19 protein-coding genes are annotated in these 15,160 nt (G+C 69.7%); 16 read left to right on the plus strand and 3 right to left on the minus strand.

Going from position 1 to position 15,160, the window contains the following annotated elements:
* The first annotated feature begins 2 nt into the window (after positions 1–2).
* The 5 genes from BM417_RS33770 to BM417_RS33790 are packed head-to-tail and all read left to right on the plus strand — an operon-like array spanning position 3 to position 4,979.
* Entirely contained in the window at positions 3–2,324 is a 2,322-nt protein-coding gene (locus tag BM417_RS33770; protein ID WP_093602934.1) for a DEAD/DEAH box helicase, read from the plus strand.
* Positions 2,321–3,079, plus strand: coding sequence for an SWIM zinc finger family protein (locus BM417_RS33775; RefSeq protein ID WP_093602936.1), 759 nt, complete (start codon positions 2,321–2,323; stop codon positions 3,077–3,079). The genes BM417_RS33770 and BM417_RS33775 overlap by 4 nt, the downstream gene beginning before the upstream one ends.
* On the plus strand, positions 3,076–3,615 hold the full coding sequence (locus tag BM417_RS33780; protein ID WP_093602938.1) for a sugar O-acetyltransferase: 540 nt from the start codon (positions 3,076–3,078) through the stop codon (positions 3,613–3,615). Before BM417_RS33775 ends, BM417_RS33780 begins: the two co-directional genes overlap by 4 nt.
* Positions 3,605–4,222: a DUF2238 domain-containing protein gene (locus BM417_RS33785; RefSeq protein WP_218164649.1), complete on the plus strand. Its 618-nt coding sequence runs from the start codon at positions 3,605–3,607 to the stop codon at positions 4,220–4,222. The genes BM417_RS33780 and BM417_RS33785 overlap by 11 nt, the downstream gene beginning before the upstream one ends.
* Positions 4,223–4,265: 43 nt before the next feature.
* A complete protein-coding gene (locus tag BM417_RS33790) occupies positions 4,266–4,979 on the plus strand; it encodes a DUF3626 domain-containing protein (protein ID WP_093603387.1) in 714 nt (237 codons plus the stop codon).
* Here BM417_RS33790 and BM417_RS33795 read toward each other — a convergent pair.
* Positions 4,967–5,935 (minus strand): helix-turn-helix transcriptional regulator, encoded by a 969-nt coding sequence (locus BM417_RS33795; RefSeq protein ID WP_093602940.1) that lies wholly within the window; start codon positions 5,933–5,935, stop codon positions 4,967–4,969. The genes BM417_RS33790 and BM417_RS33795 overlap by 13 nt on opposite strands.
* Before the next feature lie 48 nt (positions 5,936–5,983).
* Between BM417_RS33795 and BM417_RS33800 the strand changes: the two genes are divergently transcribed.
* The gene (locus BM417_RS33800) at positions 5,984–6,460 is read left to right on the plus strand and encodes a hypothetical protein (protein ID WP_093602942.1); all 477 of its coding nucleotides are present in this window, start codon (positions 5,984–5,986) and stop codon (positions 6,458–6,460) included.
* A gap of 65 nt (positions 6,461–6,525) precedes the next feature.
* Positions 6,526–7,029 carry a DUF2087 domain-containing protein gene (locus BM417_RS33805; protein WP_093602944.1) on the plus strand — a complete coding sequence of 168 codons (504 nt, stop codon included), beginning with the start codon at positions 6,526–6,528 and terminating at the stop codon, positions 7,027–7,029.
* Here the strand turns inward: BM417_RS33805 and BM417_RS33810 are convergent.
* Positions 7,011–7,742, minus strand: coding sequence for an SDR family oxidoreductase (locus tag BM417_RS33810; protein ID WP_093602946.1), 732 nt, complete (start codon positions 7,740–7,742; stop codon positions 7,011–7,013). The two genes, BM417_RS33805 and BM417_RS33810, sit on opposite strands and share 19 nt — an antisense overlap.
* Positions 7,743–8,234: 492 nt before the next feature.
* On the minus strand, positions 8,235–8,483 hold the full coding sequence (locus BM417_RS33815; RefSeq protein WP_093602948.1) for a hypothetical protein: 249 nt from the start codon (positions 8,481–8,483) through the stop codon (positions 8,235–8,237).
* 114 nt (positions 8,484–8,597) lie between these two features.
* Between BM417_RS33815 and BM417_RS33820 the strand changes: the two genes are divergently transcribed.
* The 9 genes from BM417_RS33820 to BM417_RS33860 all read left to right on the plus strand — a co-directional run bounded on the left by BM417_RS33820 (position 8,598) and on the right by BM417_RS33860 (position 15,128).
* Positions 8,598–9,176 (plus strand): RNA polymerase sigma factor, encoded by a 579-nt coding sequence (locus BM417_RS33820; RefSeq protein WP_093602950.1) that lies wholly within the window; start codon positions 8,598–8,600, stop codon positions 9,174–9,176.
* Positions 9,173–10,429, plus strand: a complete 1,257-nt coding sequence (locus tag BM417_RS33825) for a hypothetical protein (RefSeq protein ID WP_093602952.1) — start codon at positions 9,173–9,175, stop codon at positions 10,427–10,429. The genes BM417_RS33820 and BM417_RS33825 overlap by 4 nt, the downstream gene beginning before the upstream one ends.
* A gap of 202 nt (positions 10,430–10,631) precedes the next feature.
* Complete coding sequence (locus BM417_RS33830) at positions 10,632–11,141, plus strand: GNAT family N-acetyltransferase (protein WP_281251389.1); 510 nt, start codon at positions 10,632–10,634, stop codon at positions 11,139–11,141.
* Positions 11,119–11,895: an arylamine N-acetyltransferase family protein gene (locus tag BM417_RS33835; RefSeq protein WP_093602954.1), complete on the plus strand. Its 777-nt coding sequence runs from the start codon at positions 11,119–11,121 to the stop codon at positions 11,893–11,895. The genes BM417_RS33830 and BM417_RS33835 overlap by 23 nt, the downstream gene beginning before the upstream one ends.
* Before the next feature lie 37 nt (positions 11,896–11,932).
* A complete protein-coding gene (locus tag BM417_RS33840) occupies positions 11,933–12,442 on the plus strand; it encodes a general stress protein (protein WP_093602956.1) in 510 nt (169 codons plus the stop codon).
* Positions 12,439–12,660: a hypothetical protein gene (locus BM417_RS33845; protein ID WP_093602958.1), complete on the plus strand. Its 222-nt coding sequence runs from the start codon at positions 12,439–12,441 to the stop codon at positions 12,658–12,660. Before BM417_RS33840 ends, BM417_RS33845 begins: the two co-directional genes overlap by 4 nt.
* A 67-nt stretch (positions 12,661–12,727) precedes the next feature.
* Positions 12,728–13,411, plus strand: a complete 684-nt coding sequence (locus BM417_RS33850; protein WP_093602960.1) for a hypothetical protein — start codon at positions 12,728–12,730, stop codon at positions 13,409–13,411.
* 128 nt (positions 13,412–13,539) lie between these two features.
* Positions 13,540–14,295, plus strand: a complete 756-nt coding sequence (locus BM417_RS33855) for a TetR/AcrR family transcriptional regulator (protein WP_093602962.1) — start codon at positions 13,540–13,542, stop codon at positions 14,293–14,295.
* Positions 14,292–15,128, plus strand: coding sequence for an NAD(P)H-binding protein (locus tag BM417_RS33860; RefSeq protein ID WP_093602964.1), 837 nt, complete (start codon positions 14,292–14,294; stop codon positions 15,126–15,128). The genes BM417_RS33855 and BM417_RS33860 overlap by 4 nt, the downstream gene beginning before the upstream one ends.
* Positions 15,129–15,160 lie beyond the last annotated feature (32 nt).

The following is a 15,160-nucleotide window of genomic DNA, read 5'->3' on the forward strand; positions in this document are numbered from 1 at the left end:
GTATGTTCGTGCCTGCCGACCCGCCCAGATTCGGCCAGCTCCACGGAAAACCCCTGCTCGAAGCCTTACCGGACGTGCTCAACGACGACGGTTACTGGACAGTGGCCGCCGCGACGGCCCTCGCTCTCGTCGCGCGCGGCCGGATCGTGCCCGGCGTGACGGCCGGCGGCCACGACACCTGGCGCGTCGGACCGCTCGACCACGCCGACGAGCTCCACCTGCGCCAACTCGCCGCGCACGGCGACTACGACGAGCTCCGCGGGTTCCTCGACGCCGTCGCCGACACGCTGCCCCGCACCGGCGAGGGACCGTTCGCGGGCACCGAACCGCACGACGTCTCCGAGCTCAAGGCGTGGGCCGACGAGCAGATCAAGCTCTCGCTGCGCATCGAGACCACCGACGACCTGCGGTTCCGCGCGATCGTGCAGGTCCGCGCCATCACCGACCCCTACCCGCAGGACGTGCGCGGCTCCGGCCGCGAGCTCGACGCCATCAGGGCGATGGCCCGCGTCAACTGGCCGCCGCTGCAACGCCTGCTCGACCAGGCCGAGCTCACCGACGGCGAGGTCGCCGAACTTCTCGGCACCGACATCGAGGTCCACTGGCCCCGCGACATCGCCACCACGCTGTCCGCGAAAGCCGTCATCGGCGAGGCCGGCGGCCGGTTCCAGGCAGGCGACCTGCTCACGTTCGACTGGCGGCTCGCGCTCGGCGGCGAGGAGCTGACCGAGGCCGAGATGGACGTGATCGCCGAGGCGTCCCGGCCGATCGTGAAGCTGCGCGACCAGTGGGTGCTGATCGACCCGAAGCTCAAGAAGAAGGTCCGCCAGCAGCTCAAGCCGCTCACCGCGGTCCAGGCCGTCACCGCGGCCCTCACCGGCGTGGCGATCATCGACGGCGAGCACGTCGAGGTCGCCCCGCACAGCCTCACCACGGCCATCACGACCATTCCGCAGTTCCTCCAGCCCGCTGCCTTGCGGGCACGACTGCGGGACTACCAGTTGCACGGCCTGCGCTGGCTCGCCCACATGACCGGCCTCGGGCTCGGTGCCTGCCTCGCCGACGACATGGGCCTGGGCAAGACCATCACCCTCATCGCCCTGCACCTGCACCGCGCCGACGAACGCCCGACGCTGGTCGTGTGCCCGGCGTCGCTGCTCGGCAACTGGGAACGCGAGATCCACCGCTTCGCTCCAGGAGTGTCCGTCAGCCGCTACCACGGTCCACAACGGACGCTCGCGACTCGCGGGGTCGTCCTCACCACCTACGGCACCATGCGCCTGGACGCAGAGGCGCTGCGCGGCCACGAGTGGGGCATGGTCGTCGCCGACGAGGCCCAGCACGTCAAGAACCCGCACTCCGGCACCGCCAAGGCCCTGCGCTCGATCCCGGCCGCGGCCCGCGTCGCGTTGTCCGGCACGCCCGTGGAGAACTCGCTGTCCGAACTCTGGGCCGTCCTGGACTGGACGACACCGGGCCTGCTCGGCACGCACCGCGCGTTCCGCACCCGCTGGCCCGAACCCGACGACACCCTCGCCAAGGTCGTGCGGCCGTTCCTGCTGCGCCGCCGCAAGTCCGACCCCGGCGTCGCCCCCGAACTGCCCGCCAAGACCGAGACCGACCGGTACGTCTCGCTCGGCGTCGAGCAGGCGGCGCTGTACGAGGCGCTGACCAGGGAGACCCTCGACCAGATCGCCGGCTCCGACGGCATGGCCCGGCGCGGTCTCGTGCTCAAGCTCCTGACCGGGCTCAAGCAGATCTGCAACCACCCGTCGCACTACCTCGGCCATCCCACGCTGCAGGGCACCTCCGGCAAGCTCGACCTGCTCGACGAACTGCTCGACACCATCGTCGCCGAGGACGGCTCCGCGCTGATCTTCACCCAGTACGTCGCCATGGCCCGGCTGCTGGAGCAGCACATCAAGCAGCCCACCCGGTTCCTGCACGGCGGCACCCCCGTGCCCCAGCGCGAACAGATGGTCGACGACTTCCAGAACGGCCGCGCCCCCGTCTTCCTGTTGTCCTTGAAGGCCGCGGGCACCGGCCTCAACCTCACCCGCGCCGACCACGTCATCCACTTCGACCGCTGGTGGAACCCCGCCGTCGAGGACCAGGCCACCGACCGCGCCTACCGCATCGGCCAGACCAGACCCGTCCAGGTGCACAAGCTCGTCACCGAAGGCACCGTCGAGGAACGCATCGCCGCACTCCTGCAGGACAAACGCGACCTCGCCGACGCCGTCCTGCACGGGGGAGAGGCCGGGTTCACCGAACTCACCGACGCCGAACTCGCCGAACTCGTCCAACTCAGGAGTGCCCAGTGACCGCCCGCGGATTCGCCGCGTTCCCCAAGGTGAAACGCCGCGTCGCCACCACGTGGTGGGGCAAGGCCTGGGTGAAGGCCCTCGAGGACACCGCGCTCGACACCACCCTCATCCGCCTCGGCCGCCGCTACGCCCACGCCGGCGTCGTCGGCCCGATCACCGTCAGCCCCGGCCGCCTGCACGCCCAGGTCCACGACGACGACACCGTCTACACCACGACGGTCAGCGTCCCCGCGTTGTCCGAAGTCCAATGGGGACGGTTCCTCGACCGCGTCGCCGAACACTCGGGCCACATCGCCGCCCTGCTGGACAACGACATGCCCCGCGACCTCGTCCTCGCCGCCGAAGAGTCCGGTGTGGACCTGCTGCCCGGCATCGGCGACCTCGAACCCGACTGCGACTGCGACAGCTTCGAACTCACCTGCCGCCACGCCGCCGCGCTCGCGTTCCAGGTCGGCTGGCTGCTCGACGCCGACCCGTTCGTGCTCCTGCTGCTCAAGGGAAAACCGGAACAGGAACTCCTCGACGCACTCCGCGACCGCGTCGCCGGCCCCGTCGGAACCAGAACACCTGTGGTGGTTTCCGCCGAAGTGGCAGGTCAGCTGCCCGCTCGTCCTGTGGCTCCCGCCACCACACCTGTGGTGCTCGCGGTCGAACCGCCACCCGGCTTCGAGGTCGCGGATCTCGTGGCACTGATGGAGATCGCCGCGTCCAGGGCACGCGCGCTGCTGCGTTCGGGCACTCTCGACGAGTGATCACCGAGAAGCAGAAGATGATGACCGGCCGGCTCTACAAGGACTCCGACCCCGAACTGGTCGCGGAACGGCTGGCCGCACAGCAGTTGGTGGAAGAGTTCAACGCCACCCGCTCTGGTTCGGTCATCTCTCGGCTCTTCGGCTCCATCGGCGAAGGTTCGTGGGTCATGCCGCGGTTCCAGTGCGACTACGGCTACCAGATCCACATGGGCTCCAACAGCTTCCTCAACTACGACGCCATCCTCATGGACTGCGCCACCATCACCATCGGCGACGACGTCTCCATCGGCCCCCGCGCCCAGTTGTTGACTGCCCTGCACCCCGTCGAGGACCACGAGGCCCGCCGCCAGCGCTTCGAGACCGCCGCGCCCATCGTCATCGGCGACAACGTGTGGCTCGGCGGCGGCGTCATCGTCTGCGCGGGCGTCACGATCGGCGCTGACGCCGTCATCGGAGCCGGTAGCGTCGTCACGCGCGACGTCCCGCCGCGCGTCCTCGCCGTCGGCAACCCCTGCAAGGTGATCCGTGAGCTATGACAAGCGCACCACCGAGCCGTTGGTCCTGCTCGGCCTGACCGTCGCCGCCCTGATCGCCTCGGGCATCGGCCCGTACGACCGCGCGACCTGGTACCTCGAAGTGGCGCCCGTCGTGATCGGCGGAGCCATCCTGGTGGCGACGTACCGGCGCTTTCCGTTGACGCCGCTGCTGTACCGGCTGATCTTCCTGCACGCGCTGGTCCTGATCCTGGGCGGCCACTACACCTACGCGCGGGTGCCGGTCGGGTTCTGGGCGCAGGAACTGCTCGACCTGGCGCGCAACCACTACGACCGGTTCGCGCACTTCGTGCAGGGGTTCGTGCCGGCCCTGCTCGCCCGCGAGATCCTGCTGCGCCGGACGCCGCTTCGGGTTGGTGGGTGGTTGTTCTTCCTCGTCGTCTGCGTGTGCCTGGCTTTCAGCGCCACCTATGAGCTGGGCGAGTGGCTGGCGGCTGTTGTCGGCGGGTCGGCCGCGGACGAGTTCCTCGGGACGCAGGGCGACGTGTGGGACACCCAGTGGGACATGTTCATGGCCCTGCTGGGGGCTTTAACCGCGCAGCTGGCGTTGGCGCGGGTGCACGACCGGGAGCTGGCGCGTGTCCTTTGAGCAGGCGATCGCGCACGTCGCCGCACGCTCGGCCGGTGGACCGATGCCGCGCGACCTGCGCGTGACGCTCAACTTCCACCCCGGTGGCGGCGTCCTGGCGAAGCTGGCGCGGGAGGGCCTCTACCGCTCGCAGTTCGAGACCGGCACCAGCAACGGCGGCCTCACCGCCCACCCCGGCGGAGCCCGCTGGGACTGGGAGAGCCGCCTGTTCGGCGGCGCCTACGACCACGCGCACCCCGCCGACCGGCCCAAGTACGGCGCGCTCAACCACCGCGGGCTGGAGCACGGCGGCGCGCCGAGGTTCGGCTCCGCCCACCTGCGCCTCAAGGAGGACGTGCTCGACCGCACGACGTTCTGCTACCCGGACAGCGTCTTCGACCCGGTCGACTTCGGCACCGCGCACCACTTCGCGCTCATCGAACGAGCCGACACCGACGACCGGGACGCGCTCGACAACTACATCGAGGCCCACGTCCACGGCCCCGTGACGCTCGACGACGTCGAAGCCCTCGTGCTGGACCCGACCTTCCCCGACGTGGACCTGCCCTGCCCGGTCGAGCACCACCAGGGCTTCCGGCTGTCCACACAGGACCTCCTGCGGCACGCGGACTACCGCACACCCGAGTCCGTCGCACTAGGACTCGCGATCGCGCGGGACGGGGTCATCACCCCGGACCTCCTGGAAGCCGCCGAGGCGCCACCGCAGGTCGTGAAGCACCTGTGGCACCACCTCGCGAGGTTCGGTCACCCCAGGTAGATCGACGCCAACGCGCGCACCGCCGCCGTAACCTGCTCGCGCAGCTCCGCTGGTTCCAGCACCTCGACCTCGCCGCCCATCCGCAGCAACATCCCGGTCGCGTGAGCCAGAGACTCGATCGGGATCGTCACCCGCACGCCCTCGCCGTCGTCCACAGCGGACTCCTCGGCCGCCCGCGCCACCACCGGCAGCACGTGCGACGAGAACGACTCCCAGCCCCGCGCCGACAGCCTGATGACCGCTGAACCCGTGTACTGGCGCGCCTGGAAGTCCTCCAGCGACGCCGTCCAGTGCGCCGCCAGGTCGAACGCGTCCGGCCGTTCGAAGGTCTCGTCCAGCACGGCGGCCGCCTGGATCTGCGACACCCGGTACGTGGAGATCCGCGTGCTGCCCTGCGCGACCAGGTACCAGCGGCCGGCCTTCAGCACGAGACCCAACGGCCGCAGCACGCGCGTGACGTCCTCGGGCGCGCGCCATCGCCGGTAGCTGACCTCCAGCAGCCGCTCGCGCCACACCGCGTCCGCGACCAGGCCCAGGAACGGCGAGCGTTCCGGGTCGTAGTACCAGGCGGGCGCGTCGAGGTGGAAGCGCGTCGCCATGTGGGAGGCCCGGTCGCGCATCGACGACGGCAACGCCGCCATCAGCTTGAGCTGCGCCGCCGACACCGCGTCGCCGAGTCCCAGGTCCGCCGCCGGGCCCGGCAGCCCGGCCAGGAACAGCGACTCCGCCTCCTGCTCGGTCAGCCCGGTCAGCCGAGTGCGGTAGCCGTCGAGCAGCTGGTAGCCGCCGGACGGGCCCGCGTCGCCGTAGAGCGGCACTCCGGCCGCGTGCAGCGACTCCACGTCGCGGTAGATCGTGCGGACCGACACCTCCAGCTCATCGGCCAGCGCCTGCGCCGTCATCCGGCCCTTGGCCTGGAGAAGGAGCAGCACGGACACCAACCGGCTCGCACGCACGCGGATACACTGACACACCCTGTCAGGGTTAGCTCATACGTTCGACCCATGGCTTTCTACGAGAAGGAGCTGGCGGTCAGGGAACCGCTGGTCGTCGCGGGCAGACACGTCAAGCGGTACGAGGTGGTCACTCCTGGGCTGGAGATCACCGACGACATCCGCGCGGCCGCCTACGCGTTCCTGCCGAAGATCTACCCGGACTTCGACGACCCGACCCCGCCCGCCACGGTCACCGTCCTGCACCGCAGCGCCGCGGGCATGTACCTCAACGCCTACAACTGGGTCTGGGACAACGTCCTGCACTGCCGCACCGCCGTGTCCGGTGACCAGCCGTTCCTCGGCTCGACCGACCCGGACCTCACACACTTCACGGTCATCCCGAAGGACCTCATCGGCTGCGTCTGGGAGCTTCCGCCGCTGGCCCACGAACGCTCCGCGTGGGTGCGGCACGTGCTCGAACCGGACACACCCGACTTCGAGGGCTACCTCGCCGACGTCATGGCCGAGGGCCTGGTGGGCCGATGAGGCAGGACTGGCAGGGCGCGCCTTCCCGCTGAAAACGGGTGGACGGCGGCGTTAGGTTCGCAGGCATGACCACTCCGGAATCCGTCGTGCGCGCGTTGGCCGAACCCACGAGGCTCAGGGCGTTCGCCGCCGTCGTCCTCGGCGCGGGAACGCTGGCCGACATCGCCGCCGCCTCCGGACTCAAGGTCAAGGACGCCGGTACCGCGCTGAGCAAGCTCCGCGAGGCCGGGCTGGTCGAAGGGGAACCGGCCCGGCCTGCCGATCTCAAGCCGCTCGCGGCCACGCTCACCGAGTCGATGCCCGCGGGCGGGCTCGCGCCGTTCGTACGCGGCGACAAGCTCATTTCGCTGCCCGTCGCGCACGAACGCCGCCGCAAGATCCTCGAACACGTCGCCTCGCACGCCTTCACCCCGCAGACCTACTACGAGGAGAAGGAGATCAACGAGCGGCTGAAAGCCTGGTGCGACGGGGGAGAGCTCGACCACGTCACCCTCCGCCGCTACCTGGTCGACCTCGGTCTGCTGGAACGCGGCGGCGGCCTCTACCAGGCTCAGCCCCTCCCGATGTAGGGCATCGACGTCGCCATCACGGTCATGAACTGCACGTTGGCGTTGAGCGGCAACTGAGCCTGGTACAGCACGGCATCGGCCACGTGTTGCACGTCGAACGTCGGCTCCGGCCTGACCTCGAAGTTCGCCTGCAGCACGCCGGCGCCCATCCGTTCGGTCATCTCCGTCGCCGCGTTGCCGATGTCGATCTGCCCGCACGCGATGTCGTGCGCGCGGCCCTCCAGCGACAACGACTTGGTCAGCCCGGTCATCGCGTGCTTGGTCGCGTTGTACGCCACCGCGTGCGGACGCGGCACCGACGCCGAGATCGACCCGTTGTTGATGATCCGGCCACCGCCGTGGGCCTTCATCACCTTGAACGCCTCGCGGGCGCACAGGAACGCGCCCGTCAGGTTCACCCCGACGACCTTCTCCCACGCGCTCAGGCTGAACTCCTCGATCGGCGTCGCGCGTACGTTCATCCCGGCGTTGTTGAACAACACGTCCACACGACCGAAGCGCGCCACCACCGCCCCGAACAACGCGACGACCGAGTCCTCACGCGACACATCGGTCGGCACGACGAGAGCGGAGTCGGGAAAGCCCTCTCCCGTCTCGGTCAACGCGTCCTCGCGCCTGCCTGCCAAAGCGACCTGGAACCCCGCCACCAGCAGGGTTCGCGCCGCCGCGCGCCCCACCCCGGAACCCGCTCCCGTCACGACCGCGACTGCCATCGGTGATCTCCCCTCGATCCAGCGATTGCCCGAAGTGTCCCCTGTGGAGTACTCACAGGTGTGGAGTGTGAAGAGGACACCTGCCTGCTCTGCGCGGGGTCCGGAACGATGTCATGGCAACAACCCGTCCCCGGTCCGGAAGGCCTTGTGCTGCACGAGATGTCGCACCCGTGCCCACGCGGGTGCTCCGGCTGGTGGAAGCTTCCGCATGGGGAAAACAGAGGCATCGTCACAGGCAATGTCGCACGTGCCAACGAGATTCCAGCCGGACCGTCCACCCAGGCTTGATCACCGAGCGTGAACGCTGGGGGTCACCCATTATTGCCGGGAGGGTGCCTGCTTGGCGGCTGCCCCCACTCGGAGTAGAAGCGGACACTGTTCTTCTGTGAAGGAGTGCAGCCGTTGCCTTGGTTCTGGGCTCAACGAGGACCGGACCGCCTGCCGGGTCTGCGGAGGCTTGGGTCAGGTCCCCGACCGCTAGGTTCGCTGGGCCTATTTCTTCGTCATCAAGGTCGGGCCGAGGATCCGGCGGGCCAACCGCCGGGTCAGCGACTTGGACCGACGTTCCTGCGCCGCGGTAGTAGCCGCTGGAGCGGGGGTCGGTGGAGTGGCCGCCACGGGGGCGGGCGTCACCGGAGGTACGCCGGGAATGGTCGCCGGGTCCTGCTCGGGGATCATGATCTTCGCGAACACCTGGGTCTCCGCCTCGACATTGCCGGGCTGCTGCTGCTCGATCGGCACGGCGAAGATCTTGCCATCGGTGTCATTCGCGCCTCGAATGAGGGGCGGCTCCCCAGCGCCGGGTGACGCGCGTCACGCAGCACACTGGGCCGTGACGGCCCCAGGCGGAGTGTGATGACTGAGACGACCGAGCGTGCGAACGTCGGGCCGCCCGACACGCGCCTCTGGGAGCAGATCGCGAAAGGCGACCACGCCGCGTTCACCGAGCTCTTCGAACGCCACGCCGAAGCGGTCTGGAACTACGCCTACCGGCTGACGGCCTCCTGGTCGCAGGCCGAGGACCTGCTCTCCGCGACGTTCCTGACCGCGTGGCGCAAACGCGGCGACGCCCAGCTGGTGCGCGACTCGGCGCTGCCGTGGCTCTACACGGTGACCGCGAACCGCGCCCGCACCGAGTGGCGGGCCTCGCGCAGAGCCCTGCGGCTGGTCACCAAGCTGACCCCGCAGGACGAACGCGACCACGCCGACGAGGTCGCCGCCCGCACCGACGCGCAACGTCGCCTCGCCGCCGTGGTGGCCGCGATCGCGAAGCTGCCGGCCTCCGAACGCGAGATCGCCCAGCTCTGCCTGCTGGGCGACATGTCCACCGCCGACGCCGCCGCGCTCCTCGGCATCACCGAGTCGAGCGTCCGCGCCCGCGTCTCCCGCACCCGCGCCCGGCTGCGCGACCTGACCCCCGAGGACACCCCGTGATCGACCAGCTGCCCGAACACCGCGCGCTGCCCGACGACGTCCGCATGCGCGCCCGTCAGCGTCTCTCCGAAGGCATGAGCCCCACCGCCCGCAACGGCAGGCCGATCCTGATCGCCGCCGGCGTGAGCATGCTCGCCGCGGGCGCCGTGTTCGCCAGCCAGGCGCTGCTCGGCAGCTCCGCCGACGTCGCAGGCCCGCCCATGCAGCACAACGGCGAGTTCGTCGGCAAGGACCGCGGGATCGTCAACCACGTCGAACGCGACAAGGTCGACCCCGACGTGCTGGCCCGCTGCGCCGCCGCGGCCACGGCCCACACGCCCGCCTCCGAATGGACGCCGATGGCGACCAGCCACAAGAACGGCACGGTGCTCACCGCGTTCCGCACGGCGGCCGGCGTCTTCTTCTGCGCGAACACCGCGACCACGACGACGATCTCCGCACCGAACCCCGCCGTGCCCGAGGGGTCGCGCCAGGTGGAGATCCTCTTCACCACCCCGACCGGCGCCATGGCGGGCATCGTCTCCTCCGACGTGAAGTTCCTGAGCCTGTCCCGGATCGCTGGCTCCGGCCAGAACAACACGCTCCCCGCCCTCGTGGACGGCCTGTTCCTCGCGCCCAGCGGCTTCCAGAAGGCGGAAACCGGCACGAAGGCACTGGTCAACGGCGAGGAGTTCGCCGTGCGGGGCGTTCCGAAGCCCTCCGCGTCCGTCGTGGACCGCCCGCTGCCGCCCGCCGCCCGCGACACGGCGGAGACCACACGGTTCGGCGCCTGCCTGAAGGGCAGGGCGGTCCCGGACCCCGACCAGTTCGCGCACGGCCTCACGGCCAAGGTCAGCGCCACCGACACGATGATCACCGGCCGGTTCGGCGACCTGCTGTTCTACTGCCGTGACGCCGACCGCGACCCGACGCCCGGCACGGTGTTCGACCTGGACGACCTGGACGAGTACCGCGGCCAGACCATCGCGGGGAAGACGGCGTTCTACGACTTCAAGCCCTACAAGGTGAACGAGCAGGGGGAGTACTACGACGGCGGCAGCACCAGCGCCGCGGCCATCGGCCTGGTCCTCGACCCTCGCGTCGCCTCGATCACCTACACCAGTCCCGGCACGGCCGACGTGCCCGCGACGCTGGGCAACGGCACGTTCGTGCTGGCCGCGAAGCTGCTCGACCGCCACCCCGACGCCCGCGTGGTCGTGCGCGACGCCGCCGGGAACGTCCTGGAGACGATCACGCCGCAGAACCCTTCCTAATGGTGCGACTCGGAATGTTGGCGAGGTAGTCCGCGCTCAGCACTGCCCGACGTCTTCAAGGGCATCGCGATCAACCGCTCGACCCGGCCAACACCTGCTGTGGATGATCATGGGCTTCCTGGTCGTCACGGCGGTGCTGGTGGTGAGCTTCGGGCGGCTGGGCGCTCGCCTTCGTCTCGCTCAAGTGCGGCACGATCTCCTCGTGGAAACGGAACGACTGACGCTGCGCCCGCTCGCGGAGTCCGATGTGGACTCGTTGCGCGCGCTGCACGCCGACCCCGAGGTCATGCGGTTCCTCGACCCGGCCCCGGTCGAGAGCTATCTCGGCGACTGCTTCTACGCGGCCTGCGAGAAGGACAGCGGCCGGTTCGTCGGCTGGTTCGAGTTCAAGGGGACCGACGAGGTCGAGCTCGGCTACCGGCTGCGTCGCGAGTTCTGGGGCCTGGGCTACGCCACGGAGGGCGGGAGGGCCCTGATCGCACGCGGGTTCACGACGGGCGGAGTGCGGCGCGTGGTCGCCACCACGATGTTCGTCAACGCCGGCTCTCGGCGCGTGATGGAGAAGTGCGGGCTGCGGCACGTCCGCACGTTCCACGTCGACTTCCCCGACCCGTTGCCCGGCGCGGAATACGGAGAGGTCGAGTACGCGCTGACAAAAGAAGAGTGGCAACGAGTTCAGGGGGACGGCCATGTGGCAGACGGAATTGGTTGATTTGGACGCGTACTTCGCGCGCACGGGGACGTCGGCTTCGAGTTCGCTGACGGAGTTGCACGAAGCGCACGTGCGCGCCATTCCTTTCGAGAACATCGACGTGCTGCTCGGCCAGGTGCCGTCCCTCGACCTCGGTGACATCCAGGACAAGATGCTCCGACGACGCCGGGGCGGCTACTGCTTCGAGCACCAGCTGCTGTTCACGGCCGTGCTGGAACGCCTCGGGCACACCGTCAACAGGCAGATGAGCCGGGTGAAGACCGGGCCGCGCACGCACTTCATGTCCATCGTCGACGACCAGCTCATGGACGTCGGGTTCGGTGCCGGAATGCTGCACCCGATGCCGCTGGTCGACGGCGCGATCGTGGACCAGGCCGGATGGCCGCACCGGCTGCGGCGCGAGGACAGCCGCTGGGTGCTGGAGAAGCAGACGGCGGACGGCTGGGAGCGGCAGCACGCGTTCGAGACCGACGTCGAACAGCGGCCCGTCGACTACATGGCCTCCAACTACTACGTCGCCACGCACGAGCGGTCGCCGTTCAGCCGCCAGCTCGTCGTCATGCGTCTGGAACCGGGGCTGAGCCGCCGTCTGGTCGGAATGACGCTCACCGTCGAGCACGCCGGTGAGAAACCTGAGAATTCTCAGGTCGACGACCTCGGAAAAACGCTGGAATCGCTGGACATCACGCTAACCGACAGGGAGCTGAGTCACATCAGCTCAACTTTGGGAACAACCGAGGGCCCGCGTTCGTAATAACGGGTGTAGGGATCGCAATTCGGAGGTGTTGGAAATGACCACCGCGACTCCGTTCGCCACGGGAGCAAATTCCACGGGCGTCAACGCACTGCCCACTCCGCCCACCGGCTGGCCCATCGGTTCCTACGGGACCTACGAAGAGGCCCAGCGGGCTGTGGACCACCTGGCGGACAACGACTTCCCGGTCGCGGACGTCACCATCGTCGGCGTCGAGCCGATGATCGTCGAACGCGTCACCGGCCGCCTGACCTGGGGCCGCGTCCTCGGCGCGGGTGCCGCGTCGGGTGCCTGGTTCGGTCTGTTCGTGGGTCTGCTGCTCGGTTTCTTCTCGACCGGCGGCGCCCTCGCACCGATCATCGCGGGTCTCGTCTTCGGTACGGTCTTCGGCCTCGCGAGCGCCGCCGTCCGCTACAAGGCGACCGGCGGGCGTCGTGACTTCGCCTCGGTCACCCAGCTCGTGGGCGGCCGTTACGACGTGCTCAGCGCGCCGCGCAGTGCCGAACGCGGCAAGGAGATGCTGACGACGCTGGCCTGGCGTTCATGACCACCCCGCTGACGGTCGACGAGTTGCGCGCCGCGGTCGACGAGATCCGGCAGACCAGCGCACGGTTGGGTGCGCAGGCCACGAACCTGGCCTCCCGTGCTGACCGCGACCTGGGTCACGACGTCGCCGAGGTCGTGAAGGACCTGCGCGCGGCCGCCCGTCAGCTGCGGGTCACGCAACTGCTGCTGGAACCGGCCCGCGCCGATCTGGCAGCCTGAAACCCGCTCCCACCACGAGGAAACGCCGTCCCGATCTTCGGGGCGGCGTTTCCGCTTTACTGGCGGCATGTCCAACCTGGAGGAGTCCGTCCGGCAGCGGCTCGGTTGGCGGGCGGCGCTGGTCGTCGCGGCCGTGATCGTGGGGACGTTCCCGTGGAACGCCGCGCCGTCGAGCCTGTTCGGCGTGGTGCCGATCTTCATCTGGTGCTTCCTGGCCGGGTCGCGCAAGGCCGGGGTGACCGTCGGGTCGATCCTGCTGGCTCTGCTGGTGTGGTTCGTGGTGCCGCGCGGACTCGGGTGGTCCGGGCCGCTGGTGCCCTCGGAGGTCGAGGTGTACTGGCTCTACCCGATGATCGCGGCGGTCGTGTGCCTGCCGGCCCTGCGGCGGGTGTGGACCGGTGTCCTCGGGCTGGTGACGATGATCATGGCGGGGTTCCTGGCCGCCGCGGTCGTCCTGATCGGTCAGCTGGAGGCCAAGCCCGGCGACGAGGGCGTGCTGCCGGGACCAGCCGGGCTGCGGATGGCGGAGGGCAGTGGCCACTGCGGTTCCGGCAACTGCTCGCGCGAGGTGATCGCGACCGGAGACCGCGCTCCTGACGTGATGCGCGAGCACCTGGAGTCCCGCGGGTTCACCGTTCGGACGCCAGCGCGGTTGTGCCGGGCGACCGGACTCGTGTTCACGCACGAGGTGTGTGTGGAGCCGAAGAAGATCTCCTCCGACGCGGTCGAGGTCACCTGGTACGTCAACTAGGCGCTGCCGGCAGGCGCCAGGACGGCGACGACCGCCGCACGTCCCGACGTCCTCCCGACCCGGACGACCCCATTTCCGTAGGGCGTACGGTATTGTTTCCGTATGGCCTACGGAAATGGGGTGGACGGATGGCCGCCGAACGCAGCGGCGGGGGAGACCCGGCCAGGACGCTCGCGCTGCTCTGGCGCACACCGGCGGAACCGAAACCGGTCGGCAGGAAGCCCAAGGTGAGCGTCGACCAGATCGTCACCGCAGCGATCGCGGTGGCCGACCGCGAGGGACTCGGCGCGATGTCGATGGCCCGCGTCGCGCAGGAACTGGGCGTCGGCACGATGTCGCTCTACACGCACGTGCCCGGCAAGGGCGAGCTGATCGACCTCATGGCCGACACCGTGTTGCAGGAGCGCGACCTCGCGGCCGAGGGCACGTGGCGTGAGCGCGTCAAGCACTACGCCGACCGCACCCGCGCGGTCTACCAGGCACATCCGTGGATGCGGGACGTGTCGATGGTGCGGCCTCCGCTCGGGCCGGGGCTGATGGACGGACAGGAGTTCGTGCTGGCCGCGCTCGCCGACTCCGGGCTGGAACCGAGGCAGGTCACCGTCGCGCACGTCGCGGTCGAGGGGTTCGTGCACGGCGCGGCGGCGTCCGAAGTGGACGATCAGCAGCTCGCCGCGGCGACCGGTGAGTCCGGTGACTCGTGGTGGGGCGCCCGGCAGGTGTTCTGGGACGACTACTTCGACGTCGAGCGGTACCCGGCGATGACGGCGTTGTGGAACGCCGGCGCCTACGACACCGAGGGCACGCTCGCGGACAACATGCGCAGCTCGTTCGACTACGGGCTCGACAAACTGCTGGACGGCATCGAAGGGGGCATGCGATGACGACGCTGGTGACCGGCGCGACGGGCAACGTCGGCCGATTGGTGGTGCGAGGGCTCACGGGCCCGGTGCGGGCGATCACCCGCGATCCGGCCAAGGCGGACTTCCCCGCCCACGTCGAGGTGGTGAAGGCCGACCTCGACGACCCGGACAGCATCCCGTTCGACGGCGTGGAGAAGCTCTACCTGTTCGTGCACCCGCCGACGGCACAGGAGGTGGTCGACCGCGCGGTGCGGGCGGGCGTGCGCAGGATCGTGACGCTGTCCTCGGGCGCGGTGACCTACGGCTACGACACCAGCCACCACCTGCCCGTCGAACAGGCCGTCGAGGCGTCCGGCGTCGAGTGGACCCACCTGCGGCCGGGCGAGTTCGCGGCCAACAAGATCGACCTCTGGGGTCCGTCGATCCGCGCGGACGGCACGATCGTGCACCCGGAGCCGGACGGGTTCGGGCAGCCCATCCACGAGGCCGACATCGCCGACGTCGCGATCAGGGTGCTGCAGGAGGACGGTCACGCGGGCAGGGCCTACAACCTGTCCGGACCGCCGCAACTCACCCAGCGGGACATGGCCCGCGACATCGGCGCCGCGATCGGCCGAGACCTGACGTTCCAGGACGTCACCGTCGACGAGGCGCTCGCCTACTACGTGAGCGTCGGCTGGCCCGAGGAGATCGCCCGCTACATCCTCGGCATCGCGGGCTACGAGGGCGGCGAGGCCGACGACTTCTCCGACTACGAGTACGTCGTGTCGCCGGACTACGAAAAGCTCACCGGCAAGCCGTACCGGACCTTCGCCGAATGGGCCCGCGATCACGCGGCCGACTTCCGCGGCTGATCATCGCGTCGATTTCCGGGCCTCCTCGTTCG

Source organism: Lentzea waywayandensis, assembly GCF_900115955.1.
Taxonomy (GTDB): domain Bacteria; phylum Actinomycetota; class Actinomycetes; order Mycobacteriales; family Pseudonocardiaceae; genus Lentzea; species Lentzea waywayandensis.